The organism is Methylobacterium sp. J-072, from assembly GCF_022829425.1.
GTDB lineage: Bacteria > Pseudomonadota > Alphaproteobacteria > Rhizobiales > Beijerinckiaceae > Methylobacterium.
In genome coordinates this window covers 20,680-34,769 of record NZ_JAKSYK010000030.1, presented here as the reverse complement: position 1 = coordinate 34,769, position 14,090 = coordinate 20,680, and the positions used below count along the sequence as shown (strand labels likewise).

The following is a 14,090-nucleotide window of genomic DNA, read 5'->3' as shown; positions in this document are numbered from 1 at the left end:
GAGCTGTCTGCACCTCGATCTGGCGCAGCTTGAGCACCACCTGCTCCGCGTTCGTCTTCTGACCTCGCCGCATGTCCGACTCCTCCGGTCCTGGCTGATCCTCTCAATCAGCCCGGTCCAAAGCCAGCCGGTCAGGTCAGTAGAAGCCTCAAGGTCTCACATTACCCATGACAGACAGCTCCGCTATTAACTTATCGTTAACTATTATCCACCCATGAAGGACAAGAACGAAATAGGAACTTCGATGCAGCAGCCAGCTACCAATCACTCTTCTGCCCTGTCTGAAGGAACCCGATCAGCCTTCGCAGCCAGCTTTAGGTCGATCTATGCCAGCTTAGGAACTGAGCCGCTTCCAATGACTCACGTTGACCTGCTACTGACAATGCGGAGACACGAAAGGCAACATAGGCCAATCAAGTCGGGCAACTTCCTCCGGTCGTGATGGAAGGTTCAGAGCTGTTCGGCACTTGGAATTCTCAGCGGTTTCATCGAACACAAAGCTCGACAATCTCGCTCACTATTTCTGCACTTCAGCGATCGGCCTAATGGTCAGAATCGACCGGTTGAGACCCAAGTTTGAAGGTTCGCTCAAAGTGAAAAAGAGCGTGATATTTCAGTCCGTTAACTCTTGGCCTGCGCTGCATCAAAGCTGATGACAGCACGCTTCGGCGCAACCTCTCGCCAGCGGCGTACCAGGAAGGGCCAAAGGCCCTCAGGCTCCAAAACTGCCAATCGGGCAAGAACGGTTGGATGCCCAAGGTAATGGGTCGTGACATGGAAAACCTGCGGGTTAACTCCGATTAACATCTCACGTTCGTCTGCGGGCACACTGTGAAGGACAAGGCTGTCGTCCTCAGTACGCAAGCGTGTCACAAGCTTGCCCCTTACCTTGAGGGCGGGCGTACCATAGGATCTCGCAGCCTCTACATCAGGCAGCTTCAAACCTATTGCAAGAACGTCGTCCCAGGTCATTCCCGATCCGTCGCTGCCTCATGTCGAAGAAGAAAGAAATTTCTGATTCGGAAGTCGCCTCCCAACAATCAATGCCAACCGTCAGATTCGGATCACTACGGAGGTCCAACTGTATCCGCTGCAAAAGCCTTTCGAGAACCTAAAGGTTTCGGTCGACCCACCGTGCTGTCTTTCGCTGTTTGCCGCTCCATCTCGGAATTCAGTTCAGCACCGAGCAGGACGATCACAATCGAGAGCCAGATCCAGGTCATGAAGCCGATGCCTGCTCCGAGTGACCCATAAATTCGGTTGTAGCTGTCGAAGGTGGCTACATACAGGGTGAACACCGTCGAAGTGCTGACCCAGCCGACGGCGGCAGCGACACTGCCGTAGCTCACCCACCTCCACTTAGCCTCCCGACGGCTCGGGCCATATCGGTATACCAACGAAAGGCCGAGGCTCACGAGAGCGACAAGTGCTGGCCAGCGGATGACCCGGAACAGTGTATCTGTCCGCTCGCCCAATCCAATCCGACCTAGAAAGATCGGCAGTCCCACAACCACGGCAATCGTCGCAACGGTGACGAGGGCTCCGGTGATCGTGAAGAGGAAGGTCGTCAGATAGACCTGCACCAAGTTGCGCTTTTCTTTTTCTCTGTAAATAACGTTCAGGGCATCAAAGAGAGCAGCTACACCTGAGTTTGCACTCCAAAAGGCGATCAGGAAGCTCAGCAGTGAGGCTGTTCCCAGGGTCCCCGCTCCCTGCTTGGCCACATGTTGAAGCTGATCACTAATCAGGTTGAGAATGCCATCCGGTAGGACGCCTTGAAGAAGGCTCAGATGCTGGCCGATCACCGTTGGATCTGCGAACAGGCTGTAGAGCGAGACGACCGTGGCAATGCCCGGAAACGTCGACAGAAGGCTGAAGAAGGCGACACCACCAGCGGTGGACAGCACTCTATCCCGAGGGATCGCCCAAATTACCCGCTGAAGAACATCCTTCCATCCAGCAGCTGGGATATCGGTGGGGCTCTCTGCAGAATGACCACGGCCCGGTTCACGAGCCCTCTCCTGGGCGGTTTTGATCGTCGCCTCGTTGGGAGCCCGAGTGGCCACCGAACGCCAGTCCTCACCTTCTTCCTGGTCCTGGGTCATGCGGCCGCTCATACGGACAGGGTTGTCTCAAGGGAGCGTATTGCCCTTCTGTCCTGCGAGCCAGTGACCTGATCGGTTTGTGTCCCTCGGGGAAACCTTGTCTGAAATGGATGGCTACCCCAAGGAAGACACCAACAAGCGAAAACTTTGCCTGAGCGAATTCAGTTATTGCAGTTCTGTCTCAACATATCGGTCAAGGTAACTTGCCTACCACAGATTCGGGCTTCAAATGGGTATATCTCATCAGCATCCGCGTATCCCGATGACCACTTATGAGCGCTACTTCCGGAATACTTAAACCTAACTCAAAAAACCTAGTGACTGCCTCATGCCTTAAGTCGTGATACCGAAAGTTTGGCAGGTCGGTGCGCCCCATAATGCGCCTCCATGCCATTTTTACAGCATCCTCTGTCGTGGGGAACACAAGCTCGTTGTTTGAAGGCGAGTCGGGTCTCCTAGCCAACAGGATGCTTAAAGCCTTGGAGGTGAGCGGGATGGTCCTAGCGTGGCCGTTCTTAGTTTGTGGAATGTGCAGAGTGCGCTTCGCTTCATCGAGGTCGGCCCACCGGACCTTCAAAACCTCTCCACGTCTCATGGCCGTCTCAATGCCAAACTCCACCATGGCGAGAACGTGAGGGTTTCTCGATCGCAGGCAGGCAGCTCGTAGCTTCTCCCATTCTCCAGGCTCCAAGCGTCGAGACCGAGCGTTGAACACCTTTGGCTTCTTGACGAGCGTGAATGGGTTCTCGGGAATCGGATAACCCCAGGTGTGCCGGGCCACCTCAAGAGCGTGCCGATAGATTGCCAGCTCTCGGTTTACACTGCCGGGTTTAATGGCTTTGAGCCGTGTGTCTCTATGGTGTGCCACCTTGGCAACAGTGAGCGCACTCAAAGGAGTTTTTGACAGCGGGTGTCTCAGCAGGACCCGGATTGCCATGGTCTCACGGAAGGCTCCCCGCTTGGTTGGTGACACTTCATCCCGGTAGCGGATCAGCAGGTCACCAACAGTCAGGTCATCAAGGATCTTGCGATTGGCCGGTAAGCCCCTCCGATCGGCCTCTGTCTCAATATGTCGCACCCAGACCTGTGCGTCTGATTTGGTCAGGAAAGATCTGGTGAGGGCAGGGGAGCCTCTCCGCCTGACCTGGACGTGCCATTTGCCGTTCCGCTTCCTAATCGTTGCCATCGGTTTGAATCTCACTGTGCCCAGATTGTGCCAGCGAGTTCCGAAGGAGGCCCAGTGTCAGTTTCAAGTCCGGTACTACGAGCGTAGGTTCTGCCCGCTACGTTGTTGAATCAATTGAACTTTACAACTGCACCACGGACCCTGATGCTCATCATGTAAAGTCAAATGTCCGCACCCGACGCTCAGCGAGATGATGCACGAGAGCGTGCTCGACGCGTATGGCAAGGTGATCCACACCTGACGGTCGATACCGGCGCGGAGGCGGCTCGCTCGCCCCGCATCCAGGTTACGCGCACAGCAGCCCGGAGACACATCGCGCTCCGGGATCGCTCAGCTCCACTCGCACAGACGATGCCCGTGGTGAAGGCTTCTGAGATCCCAATCTCTCCCCTCATCCTGAGGTGTCCTGCGATCGAAGATCGCTGGGCCTCGAAGGAGGGCTCCAGGGATCGCGGAGACTTCCGGAGGGCTCCTTCGAGGCCTCCGCTTCGCTGCGGCACCTCAGGATGAGGGTGAGGGTGGGAAGGTCCGCGCAACCCGTCGCTAGGTCGGAGACTCAGTGTTCTGGCGCGACCGAGCCGTCAGGGCGAGGCTCACGGCCTGGAACAGGGCGATCACGAACAGGGTCGCGACGCTTCCCCCGACAGGGATCAGCACCAGGGCCCAGGGGTCGAAGCCCCGGACGAGCAAGAGTGTGACAAAGCTCCCGATCACGGATGCGATGATCATGCGAAAAATGCAGCATTCCGACGGTTGCATGATACCTCCCGGTCGGCAGCCCCCTAACTTATAATTGAGATTGCGACCAGATTTTGCAATCGTAAATAGTACGCAGCACGCGATGCCGTCGCCATTCGGTCAGGCGACCGCGTCCCCCGATCGATACCAGTTCGACCTGCGCGAACACTTCATCTCACGGCCACGGTGTGGTGCCCGATATCAGCCAGTGAAACCCAATTTCTCGACATCTTCAAGGGATCGCGCGTGCCCGAGCATGAACGGATGCGAAGGTGCCTCAGCCGTCCCCACGCTCCACCGGCTCGGCCTGATCCTGCGAGGGCACGTAGGCGCACCATTCGCAGATGCCCCGCTCGGCGCCACGTCTGGCATTGCGTTGCGAACAGAGCGGGCAGACGAGCAGGATCAGCCGGCCTCCGGACCACAGCGCGAGCCCGCGCCCCCGGAACGTGACCTCCGTCGCCTCGTCGCCGGCCCGTCGATCGCGCATCCGGTCGCTCATCGGGCGCCCGCAAGGCCGCGCTTCATCGCGGCTGGGGCTGCGGTCCCGACCTTCGATTCGCCCTGCATCGCGACGCACCTCCTGAATTCGTCCAGCGATACAAGCTCTGGGCCAATGAATGGCTCCGCTTGGCCTCAAACTTGGCAGGAACCTTGGCCTGTGACCCGGCTTGCGAGCCGACGGGATGCGCCGGAGCCGAATCGTCCGTATTGAGGCGGCTTCGCACAGCGCGGGAGCGGTCGGGAATACGATGCCGGAGCCAGGAGAGACAAAGGCCGCGCGCGGCGTGCCAACCTACGCGGACGTCGCCCAGGCGGCGGAGCGCATCGCCGGAATCGCCCATCGCACGCCGGTGCTGACCTCGCGCACCGCGGACGCGATGACCGGCGCGACCCTGTTCTTCAAGGCCGAGAACCTGCAGCGGGGCGGGGCCTTCAAGTTCCGCGGCGCCTACAACGCGATCAGCGCCCTGCCGGAGGCGGTCCGCGCCCGCGGGGTGCTGTCGTTCTCCTCGGGCAACCACGCCCAGGCGATCGCCCTGGCGAGCCAACTGCTCGGCATCCCGGCGACCATCGTCATGCCGTCCGACGCCCCGGCGGCCAAGATTGCCGCGACCCGGGGCTACGGTGCCGAGGTCGTGCTGTACGACCGCTACAGCCAGGATCGCGAGGCGCTGGGCCGCGAGCTCGCCGAGCCCCGGGGCATGACGGTGATCCCGCCGTTCAACCATCCGGACGTGATCGCCGGGCAGGGGACCCTGGCGCGGGAGCTGATCGAGGAGGCCGGGCCCCTCGACGTGCTGGTGGCGTGCCTCGGCGGCGGCGGCCAGCTCGCCGGCTGCGCGCTCGCGGCCGCCGCCCTATCGCCCGGCTGCCTGGTGATCGGCGTCGAGCCGGAGGCCGGCAATGACGGGCAGCAATCGTTCCGCTCCGGCCAGGTCGTCACCATCCCGGTGCCCCGGACCATTGCGGACGGGGCGCAATCGACGGCGCTCGGCGACCTCACCTTCGCGATCATCCGCCGGGACGTCACCGACATCCTCACGGTCTCCGACGCGCAGCTCGTCGCGACCATGCGGTTCTTCGCCGAGCGGATGAAGCTTTTGGTCGAGCCGACCGGCTGCCTGGCAGCGGCGGCGGTGCTGCACGGGCTGGTCGACGTGAGGGCCAAGCGCGTCGGCGTGGTGATCAGCGGCGGCAACGTCGACCTCGCCACCTTCGCGCAACTTGTCGGGTAATCGGGCTTACACGCCGAATGCCGCGGCCCTGTGGCCCGGCCGGAGTGGACCGGACGGGGACGGATGCTTATCTTGTGCCTGTCAGAATGCGCGCTCCCGGGCCTTGAACCCGGATGGGCGGGAGGGTGACGATGTTTGCTGGCTTCAAGGTTCTTTCGCTGACCGATCGCGCGGCCGAGCGGATCAAGGCGATCATGGCGGATGCCGACCGGCCGATCGCGGGCCTGCGGGTCGGCGTTCGGAACGGCGGCTGCGCCGGCATGTCCTACACGATGGAATACGCCGAGGCGGTCAAGCCCGGTGAGGACGTGGTCGAGGATCGCGGCGTCCGGGTGTTCGTCGATCCCAAGGCGGTGCTGTTCCTGCTCGGCACCGAGATGGACTTCACCACCAACAAGCTTGCCTCGCAGTTCGTGTTCAACAACCCGAACCAGACCTCGGCCTGCGGCTGCGGCGAATCGGTGGCGATCACGCCGGTCTCGGAAGACCGGATCCCGGCGCGGGTCTGACGCTTCGCGTCAGGCCACCTGCGAGAGCGAGTCGGCCGCGTCATCCACAACGCGGTTCCGGCCGGCGCGCTTGGCCGCGAACATGCACAGGTCGGCCCGCTCCAGCAGCGAGGCCGGGCTGTCGCTGGCGTGCAGCACCGCGATGCCGAGAGAGACCGTGACCTTGCCGAGCGACTCGCCGGTCGAGCGCTTGACCAGTTCCCGACCCATCACGCTGGCCCGGACCGTGTCGGCTACCTGCCGCGCCACGGCGCGGTCGGCGCCGGGCAGCACGATGCCGAATTCCTCGCCGCCGAACCGAGCGAGCAGCGCCTGCTTGCCGGCATTCTCGCGCATGACGATCGCTACGAGCCGCAGCACCTGATCACCCGTGAGATGGCCGTACAGGTCGTTGAACCGCTTGAAGAAATCGATGTCGAGGACGATCAGGCTCATCGGGGCCGCGCCGAGGCGGGCGGCCTCCACGGAAGCCTTCAGCGTCTCCTCGAAATGCTTGCGGTTCGACAGGCCGGTGAGGGCGTCGGTCAGGCTCTCGAGCCGGCTCGCCTCCAGCTTCTCGCGCAGGGTCTCGATCTCGCTGCGGGTCTCGCGCATCCGCGCTTCCAGGACCCGATTGTTCACCACGACCTCGCGGGTGGTTGAGACCAGGGTCGAGACGATCTCGCCGAGCCGCGCCCGGGTCGGCAGGCCCTCCTGCGCGAGATCCTGGGCCAGGCCGCGCAGGGCCTCGCCGTATTGCGTGGTCGAGCCGAGGGACAGGTCCAAAATCTCGGTGACCGCGGCGATCTCGTCGAGCATCCCGCGGCTGATATCGCCGGTGGCGCTCGTGAGCTGCCGGCCATCGAGATAGGTCTCGTGGAGGTCGTCGATGGCGGCGTCCGTGAGGCAGCCGTTCTGCGTGGTCAGGCGCTTGACCGCGTCGCCGAGCAGCGGCAGCTCGCCCGACACGTAGGCGTACCAGACCGCGTAGGCGCGGGGCGTCGCCGAGGGACCGTAATCCCGGATCAGATCATGGGCCCGCTTCGCCAGGGCGAAGCTGCGGTCGCGATCCGAATAGGTCTCCTGGCTCATCCGTAACCCGCGGTCCGGGGCCGCCGGTGGATCACTCATCCACGGCCCAAAACCAGTCTAGTCCCCGTTCGTAGCCGGAACGTTAAACCAGACGTTACTTCTCTTTCTTTGCCAAGACTGGTCGAAGCAAGAACGCCGGAACATGTGAGCCGAGCCCGATCGGCGTATCCCCGTCGGGCTCGTTGCGGCGGCCGCGCTCCTCGCGCACCCGGTCCTCGCGCACGGGCTCGGGACGGGGGGCCGGACGGCCCTCGCCGCGCGGGGCAGCCTCGCGCGAGCGCTGACGGCCCCCGGCCTCACCGGTGCCGCGGCTGTTGGGCTTGGCCTCAGCCCTGGGCTCGGACTTGACCTCGGTCGACCGCGAGTCCGCCGACCGGGCTTCCGACGACCTGCCCTCGGACGACCTGCCCTCAGAAGCGCGCTTCTCGGAGCGCCCCTCGGAGGACCGCCCCTCGGAGGACCGCCCCTCGGACTTGCTGGAGCGCCGCCCGCCGCGGCCCTCGCCCGAACGGCCGCGATGGCGCGTGCCGGTATCGGCGGATGAATCGTCGGCGACCGTGGTCAGATCGCCGTCCAGCCAGGGGATCGGCTGCCCGATCAGCGCCTCGATGGCGCTCAGCGAGCGATCGTCCCCGGGGGCGACCAGGGTGTAGGCGGCGCCGCTGCGGCCGGCCCGACCGGTGCGGCCGATCCGGTGGACGTAATCCTCGGGATGGTGCGGGATATCGAAATTGAAGACGTGGCTGACCGCCGGGATGTCGAGGCCGCGCGCCGCCACGTCACTGGCGACCAAGAGGGCGGTCTCGCCGGCGCGGAACGCGTCGAGCGCCGTGGTGCGAGCGCGCTGGTCCATGTCGCCGTGCAGCGCCGCGGCGTCGAAGCCGTGGCTGACCAGCGACTTCTGCAGCAAGGCGACGTCGCGCTTGCGGTTGCAGAAGATGATGCCGTTGTTGAGCTCGGCCTCGCCGCGGATCAGGCTGCGCAGGCGCTCGCGCTTGGCATGGCCCTCGGAACCGACCGCCACCAGCCGCTGCGTGATGGTCGAGGCCGTGGAAGCCGGCCGCGCCACCTCGATCCGCTGCGGATTGTGCAGGAACATGTCAGCCAGCCGCTCGATCTCCGGCGGCATGGTCGCCGAGAAGAACAGCGTCTGCCGGGTGAACGGCACCATCTTCACGATCCGCTCGATATCGGGGATGAACCCCATGTCGAGCATGCGGTCGGCCTCGTCGATGACCAGCAGCTCGACCCCGGTGAGCAGCAGCTTGCCGCGCTCGAAATGGTCGAGGAGGCGGCCGGGCGTCGCGATCAGCACGTCGGTGCCGCGGGTGAGCTTGGCGTCCTGATCGGCGAACGACACGCCGCCGATGATCAGCGCCACGTTGAGCTTGTGGTTGGTGCCATAGCGGTCGAAATTCTCGACCACCTGCGCCGCCAGCTCGCGGGTCGGCTCCAAGATCAGCGTGCGCGGCATCCGGGCGCGGGCGCGGCCGTTCTCCAGCAGCGTCAGCATCGGCAGCGTGAACGCCGCGGTCTTGCCGGTGCCGGTCTGGGCAATGCCGAGAACGTCCCGGCGCGCGAGCACGTGGGGGATGGCCTGGGCCTGGATCGGCGTCGGCTCGGTGTAACCCGCCGTCTCGACGGCGTTGAGGACTTTCTCGCTCAGTCCCAGGTCGGAAAAAGGCATCTGCGTTCAGGAACCGTTGCGCGCCCGGCCGGCGCGGTGGACACCGTCGCGGCAACGGCTCGGGAGGGCTCTCGTAAGGCGCACGAACGCACCCGTGGCCGCGGGGCGCATGGGGCAGTCAGTTAGGGGCTTGGCGCAGCTTGTCAATCTCGCAATGCGCGCATCCGGGTCCCACGCACAGCCGATCAGGGCTGATGGCGATCCAGGGCGGGCAGCAGGCACGGGTCGAGGCGGGTCGCCCGCGCGGCGGCGCCCGGAGCGATCGAGCCGGTGGTCTCCGGATCGGCCGGGAGCCCGTGTCCGCCCAGGGCGAGCTGTACCGGCGCCGGGTCGGCCTGGCTCAGCCGGGCGAGTTGGTGGGTCGCGAGGATGGCGAGCACCCCGACGAAGGCCGAGATGCGCAGCGCCCAGGTCAAGGATCCCGCCAAGGATCCCGCCGGCCGGTCCGGCGGTTTCGCGCCGAGGTTCGCGGTGACGCCGCTCTCCGTCTCGGCAGCGGGTCGGCGGGTCCCGAACGGTTTCGTGGGCCGTTCGCCGGGCGCGAGCATGGACGATCCTCTCCGCCAAGCCGCGGGACCGGCAACGGGCGATGCCAGCAGGCTTAAACGAACAGGGTTAATCGGCGGCTTACGCAAGACGGGCCGGCGACGCGCCGGGCGTGCCGAAATAAAACGCCACCCCGGAGGCCCGATCGCGGGACGCTCATCAGTGCGTATTCCGAATCGGCCAGATCCTGCAGCGGGCCGGTACCGCAATGCCAGCTAGTCTTCAGGTTTTGTTAGAGGTTCGATGCAGCTTACGATACCCGACCGACTTCCGATGACGGGAATGTGTGCGCGGAACCTTCACCTTTCGTTGACGAGATCGGGCTAGTCTCGGCGAGCTTGTTGCAGGAAAGCGACAGACCCGCCGACCGAGAGCGCCTAGAAGGCAGCCGGCTCAAGCCAACCCCAGGACCTATGGCACCATGAAAAAAGTTCTTCTTGCATCGACCGTTCTCGCCGGCATGACCGTCGCCGCCTCCGCGGCCGATCTGCCGCGTCGCGCTGCGCCGCCGCCGGTGTTCACGCCGGTGCCGGTGTTCACCTGGACCGGTTTCTACGTCGGCGTGAACGCCGGCTATGGCTTCGATGCCAGCAGCCGCAACACCGCCAACTACGCCCTGCCGACCGGCTCGCTGGTCAACTCGGCCGGCACGAACGGCATCGTCAGCGTCAACAACCGCAGCAACAACGACGGCTTCACCGGCGGCGCGCAGATCGGCTACAACTACCAGTTCACGCCGGGCTCCGGCATCGTGGTCGGCATCGAGGCTGACGCCCAGTACGTCGACTTCGCCCGTCGCGCCAACGCCACCCAGAACTATGCCTTCACCGGCACCAACACCGGCATCGCGTTCTTCCCGCCGCGCGCCTACGTCGCCACCAGCGGCAACGGCCTCGACTACTTCGGCACCGTGCGCGGCCGCCTCGGCTACGCCTTCGACCGGACCCTCGTGTACGCCACCGGCGGTTACGCCTACGGCTCCGGCCAGGACGACCAGAACTTCGCTGGCAACCGCTTCCGCGACAGCTTCCGCTCCGGCTACGCCGTCGGCGGCGGTCTCGAGTACGCTCTGCCCACCGACTCGTTCCTGAACTTCTTCAAGTCCTCGGCCGTGACCCTGAAGGTCGAAGGCCTGTACGTGAACCTCGACCGCCAGAAGAACACCGCCGGTGGCGTGTACTATGGCAACCTGCTGGCCCCGAACGGCACCGCTTACCTCAACGGCGCCGCCGCCAACACCGAGTTCGCCGTCGTCCGCGCCGGCGTGAACTACAAGTTCGGCTCGTACTAAGATCGAACCTCGGCGCCGGCCCAGCCGGCGCCGCAGGGATGGAGGGCCCGGCCGCAAGGTCGGGCCCTTCGTCGTTTCCGGAGGCCCGGTGCGACAGGGACGACAGGAACGGCCCTTTCAGCGTGGGATTATGACCGTAGCGCCCGGATTGCTCGGATGCTCCGGAGCGATCCCTTATGCGACACGCATTCTTTCTCCTGCCGCTAACCGTCGTCGTTCTGGCCGGGTCCCCGGCCGGAGCCCAGGACGCCAGCGTGATCGGCAACAAGACGGTGCTGCCCGGCACCGGGCCCGGTACGTCGACCGGGGGCGACGACCGCGGCCGGTTGATGTCGGCGGGCAGCGCCGAGGCCGCGACCAAGCGGCAGGGCCTCAAGCCGGTTTCCTTCATGGCCTCCACGATGATCGGCGTCGTGGTGCGCAATCCGGCCGGCGACAATGTCGGCAAGATCGACGATCTGCTGATCGCCGATGGCGGTGCCCTGAAAGCGGTGGTGCTGGATGTCGGGGGCGTCCTGGGCCTCGGCAGCAAGCGCATCGCCGTGGAGCCCGACGCCCTCGTGTTGCGGCCGGGCGGGGATCGCTTCTCCGCCGTGCTCAACATGAGCAAAGACACGGTCGCAGCCGCCCAGCCCTTCGACCCGGCCAAGGCGATGGCGGCGGATTAGTTTTGCTTGCGACCACGTCGATCCGGGCTCGGGGCCGCCCCCGATCACGTTGAGACGCGGTTGCTCGGCAGGGTTTGGCCTGGACCTGATCCGCGCGTCCAACCAATCCCCCTCATCCTGAGGTGCCCGGTGATCGAAGATCGCTGGGCCTCGAAGGAGCCCTCCAGATATCTCCGCGCTCCCTGGAGGGCTCCTTCGAGGCCTCCGCTCCGCTTCGGCACCTCAGGATGAGGGGGATTGGTTGGAAGGACGGGTCCAACACGCTGCGAGGTGTTGTCTTACCGCCCCACCGTGATTCCGGCGCTCCGGAATGACGCGATGGTTGCTGGAAGGGGTCCTCGTCGCATCACGGATGAGAGACCGGATCCGGGGAGAGGCGATCCCTCTCAGATATCCAGATCGACCCCGTCGGCGAAGGCGGCGCGCTCGCTGATGAAGGCGAAGCGGGCTTCCGGCTTGTTGCCCATCAGGCGCTCCACCGTGTCGCCGGTGGATTCCCTTGCCTCGTCGAGGATCGCAACCCGCAGGAGCGTGCGCTTCTTCGGGTCCATCGTGGTCTCCTTGAGCTGGGCCGGCATCATCTCGCCCAGGCCCTTGAAGCGGCCGATCTCGACCTTGCCGCCCTTGAACACCGTCTTGGTGATCCGCTCCCGGTCGGCGTCGTCCCGCGCATAAGCCACCTTCGAGCCCTGCTGCAGCCGGTAGAGCGGCGGGATCGCCAGGTAGAGATGGCCGCGGTCGATCAGCTTGGGCATCTGCCGGTAGAAGAACGTGATCAGCAGCGAGGCGATGTGGGCGCCGTCGACGTCGGCGTCCGTCATGATGATCACCTTGTCGTAGCGCAGATCCGCCTCCCGGAAGGCCGAACCAGTGCCGCAGCCGAGCGCCAGCGTCAGGTCCGAGATCAGCTGGTTGGCGCCGAGCTTGTCCCGGGAGGCCGAGGCGACGTTAAGGATCTTGCCGCGCAGCGGCAGGATCGCCTGGGTGGTCCGGTCGCGGGCCTGCTTGGCCGAGCCGCCGGCGGAATCGCCCTCGACGATGAAGATCTCGGAGCCCGCCGTGCCGGCGGCCGAGCAATCCGCCAGCTTGCCGGGCAGGCGCAGCTTGCGGGTCGCGCTCTTGCGGGCGACCTCCTTCTCCTGGCGCCGGCGCAGCCGCTCCTCGGCCCGGTCGATCACCCAGTCGAGCAGCTTGTTGGCCTGGGCCGGGGAGGCGGCCAGCCAATGGTCGAAGGCGTCGCGCACCGCCGTCTCGACGATGCGCTGGGCCTCCACGGTGGCGAGCTTGTCCTTGGTCTGACCTTGGAATTCCGGCTCGCGGATGAACACCGACATCATCGACGCGCAGGTCGCCATGACGTCGTCGGTGGTCACCGCCGTCATGCGCTTGGCCTGGTTCACCCGCTCGGCGTGCTCGCGCAGGCCCCGCAGCAGCGCGACCCGCAGGCCGGCCTCGTGGGTGCCGCCCTCCGGCGTCGGGATGGTGTTGCAGTAGGAATGCGAGAAGCCGTCCTCGGCGACCATCCAGGCCACCGCCCATTCGAGCGAGCCGTGGGAGCCGGGCTTGGTCACCTTGCCGGTGAACATCGCCTCGGTGACCAGCTCCTTGCCCTCGATGTCCCGGGCCAGATAGTCGCGCAAGCCGTCCGGGAACCGGTGCACCGCCTCGGCCGGCACGCCCTCCAGCCCTTCGAGGAGGACCGGGGCGCAGCGCCAGCGGATCTCGACGCCGCCGAACAGGTAGGCCTTGGACCGCGCCATCTTGAAAAGGCGGCGCGGGTCGAACTTCAGCGAACCGAAGATCTCGGCATCGGGATGGAACCGCACCCGGGTGCCGCGTCGGTTCTGCACGCGGCCGACCAGCTCCAGCGCCCCCTGCGCGTGGCCGCGCGAAAAGGTCTGGCGGTAGAGGGTCTGGTTGCGGGCGACCTCGACTTCGAGGAGATCGGACAGGGCGTTGACCACCGAGATGCCGACGCCGTGCAGGCCGCCGGAGGTCTCGTAGACCTTCGAGTCGAACTTTCCGCCGGCGTGCAGCGTCGTCATGATGACTTCGAGCGCCGATTTGCCGGGGAATTTCGGGTGCGGGTCCACCGGGATGCCGCGGCCGTTGTCGGTGATCACCAGGGAGCCGGATTCCTCCAGCTCGACCTCGATGAAGCTCGCATGGCCGGCCACCGCCTCGTCCATGGAATTGTCGATCACCTCGGCGAAGAGGTGATGCAGCGCCCGCTCGTCGGTGCCGCCGATATACATGCCGGGCCGGCGCCGGACCGGCTCCAGCCCCTCCAGCACCTCGATGTCGGAGGCGGTGTAGCCGGCCTCGGGCTCGGCCGCCGCGATGGTCGGGACCGAGGTCGATTCCGCGAGCCGCCGCCGCGGCTCCGTCGCGCGCGGGGCAGGGGGCTTGCTGCCTGGCCCGAACAGGTCGCGCGCCGGATCGCTCACGCGCGGCCTCCGCGAACGCGGCGCATCGGCCGGCTCGGTGTCGGGCAGACGGGCGTTCGATCGTGCAGCATGCGCCTTCATCCCCGCATCATAGCGGAACAAA

At 65.2% G+C, this 14,090-nt stretch carries 12 protein-coding genes; 4 read left to right on the top strand and 8 right to left on the bottom strand.

What is annotated here, in order from left to right:
• Positions 1–1,067 precede the first annotated feature (1,067 nt).
• From MKK67_RS02565 to MKK67_RS02550, 4 genes are all read right to left on the bottom strand, one after another.
• Positions 1,068–2,105: a YihY/virulence factor BrkB family protein gene (locus tag MKK67_RS02565; RefSeq protein WP_243962081.1), complete on the bottom strand. Its 1,038-nt coding sequence runs from the start codon at positions 2,103–2,105 to the stop codon at positions 1,068–1,070.
• 193 nt (positions 2,106–2,298) lie between these two features.
• The gene (locus tag MKK67_RS02560; RefSeq protein WP_243962080.1) at positions 2,299–3,291 is read right to left on the bottom strand and encodes a site-specific integrase; all 993 of its coding nucleotides are present in this window, start codon (positions 3,289–3,291) and stop codon (positions 2,299–2,301) included.
• 543 nt (positions 3,292–3,834) lie between these two features.
• The gene (locus MKK67_RS02555; RefSeq protein ID WP_243962079.1) at positions 3,835–4,020 is read right to left on the bottom strand and encodes a hypothetical protein; all 186 of its coding nucleotides are present in this window, start codon (positions 4,018–4,020) and stop codon (positions 3,835–3,837) included.
• Between the two features lie 286 nt (positions 4,021–4,306).
• Positions 4,307–4,519: a hypothetical protein gene (locus MKK67_RS02550; RefSeq protein ID WP_243962078.1), complete on the bottom strand. Its 213-nt coding sequence runs from the start codon at positions 4,517–4,519 to the stop codon at positions 4,307–4,309.
• A 262-nt stretch (positions 4,520–4,781) separates the two neighbouring features.
• Here MKK67_RS02550 and MKK67_RS02545 point away from each other — a divergent pair, with 262 nt between their 5' ends.
• On the top strand, positions 4,782–5,768 hold the full coding sequence (locus MKK67_RS02545; RefSeq protein WP_243962077.1) for a threo-3-hydroxy-L-aspartate ammonia-lyase: 987 nt from the start codon (positions 4,782–4,784) through the stop codon (positions 5,766–5,768).
• 131 nt (positions 5,769–5,899) lie between these two features.
• Complete coding sequence (locus MKK67_RS02540) at positions 5,900–6,277, top strand: HesB/IscA family protein (RefSeq protein ID WP_243962076.1); 378 nt, start codon at positions 5,900–5,902, stop codon at positions 6,275–6,277.
• Between the two features lie 9 nt (positions 6,278–6,286).
• On the opposite strand, the gene MKK67_RS02535 is transcribed toward MKK67_RS02540, so the two are convergent.
• The 3 genes from MKK67_RS02535 to MKK67_RS02525 all read right to left on the bottom strand — a co-directional run bounded on the left by MKK67_RS02535 (position 6,287) and on the right by MKK67_RS02525 (position 9,583).
• Entirely contained in the window at positions 6,287–7,348 is a 1,062-nt protein-coding gene (locus MKK67_RS02535; RefSeq protein ID WP_243962075.1) for a sensor domain-containing diguanylate cyclase, read from the bottom strand.
• Positions 7,349–7,442: 94 nt separating this feature from the next.
• Complete coding sequence (locus tag MKK67_RS02530; RefSeq protein WP_243962074.1) at positions 7,443–9,035, bottom strand: DEAD/DEAH box helicase; 1,593 nt, start codon at positions 9,033–9,035, stop codon at positions 7,443–7,445.
• Between the two features lie 185 nt (positions 9,036–9,220).
• Positions 9,221–9,583 carry a hypothetical protein gene (locus MKK67_RS02525; protein ID WP_243962073.1) on the bottom strand — a complete coding sequence of 121 codons (363 nt, stop codon included), beginning with the start codon at positions 9,581–9,583 and terminating at the stop codon, positions 9,221–9,223.
• A gap of 419 nt (positions 9,584–10,002) precedes the next feature.
• Here MKK67_RS02525 and MKK67_RS02520 point away from each other — a divergent pair, with 419 nt between their 5' ends.
• On the top strand, positions 10,003–10,872 hold the full coding sequence (locus MKK67_RS02520; RefSeq protein ID WP_243962072.1) for an outer membrane protein: 870 nt from the start codon (positions 10,003–10,005) through the stop codon (positions 10,870–10,872).
• 176 nt (positions 10,873–11,048) lie between these two features.
• On the top strand, positions 11,049–11,540 hold the full coding sequence (locus MKK67_RS02515; RefSeq protein ID WP_243962071.1) for a PRC-barrel domain-containing protein: 492 nt from the start codon (positions 11,049–11,051) through the stop codon (positions 11,538–11,540).
• Between the two features lie 386 nt (positions 11,541–11,926).
• Here MKK67_RS02515 and parE read toward each other — a convergent pair whose 3' ends face one another.
• On the bottom strand, positions 11,927–13,987 hold the full coding sequence (gene parE, locus MKK67_RS02510) for a DNA topoisomerase IV subunit B (protein ID WP_243962070.1): 2,061 nt from the start codon (positions 13,985–13,987) through the stop codon (positions 11,927–11,929).
• Positions 13,988–14,090: the final 103 nt, after the last annotated feature.

Bases quoted from the DNA above. Each gene is read 5' to 3' on its own strand.
- MKK67_RS02550 (WP_243962078.1), bottom strand. From the start codon at position 4,519: ATGCGCGATCGACGGGCCGGCGACGAGGCGACGGAGGTCACGTTCCGG.
- MKK67_RS02560 (WP_243962080.1), bottom strand. From the start codon at position 3,291: ATGGCAACGATTAGGAAGCGGAACGGCAAATGGCACGTCCAGGTCAGG.
- MKK67_RS02520 (WP_243962072.1), top strand. From the start codon at position 10,003: ATGAAAAAAGTTCTTCTTGCATCGACCGTTCTCGCCGGCATGACCGTC.
- MKK67_RS02515 (WP_243962071.1), top strand. From the start codon at position 11,049: ATGCGACACGCATTCTTTCTCCTGCCGCTAACCGTCGTCGTTCTGGCC.
- MKK67_RS02525 (WP_243962073.1), bottom strand. From the start codon at position 9,583: ATGCTCGCGCCCGGCGAACGGCCCACGAAACCGTTCGGGACCCGCCGA.
- MKK67_RS02540 (WP_243962076.1), top strand. From the start codon at position 5,900: ATGTTTGCTGGCTTCAAGGTTCTTTCGCTGACCGATCGCGCGGCCGAG.
- MKK67_RS02535 (WP_243962075.1), bottom strand. From the start codon at position 7,348: ATGAGCCAGGAGACCTATTCGGATCGCGACCGCAGCTTCGCCCTGGCG.
- MKK67_RS02565 (WP_243962081.1), bottom strand. From the start codon at position 2,105: ATGACCCAGGACCAGGAAGAAGGTGAGGACTGGCGTTCGGTGGCCACT.
- MKK67_RS02545 (WP_243962077.1), top strand. From the start codon at position 4,782: ATGCCGGAGCCAGGAGAGACAAAGGCCGCGCGCGGCGTGCCAACCTAC.
- MKK67_RS02555 (WP_243962079.1), bottom strand. From the start codon at position 4,020: ATGATCATCGCATCCGTGATCGGGAGCTTTGTCACACTCTTGCTCGTC.
- MKK67_RS02530 (WP_243962074.1), bottom strand. From the start codon at position 9,035: ATGCCTTTTTCCGACCTGGGACTGAGCGAGAAAGTCCTCAACGCCGTC.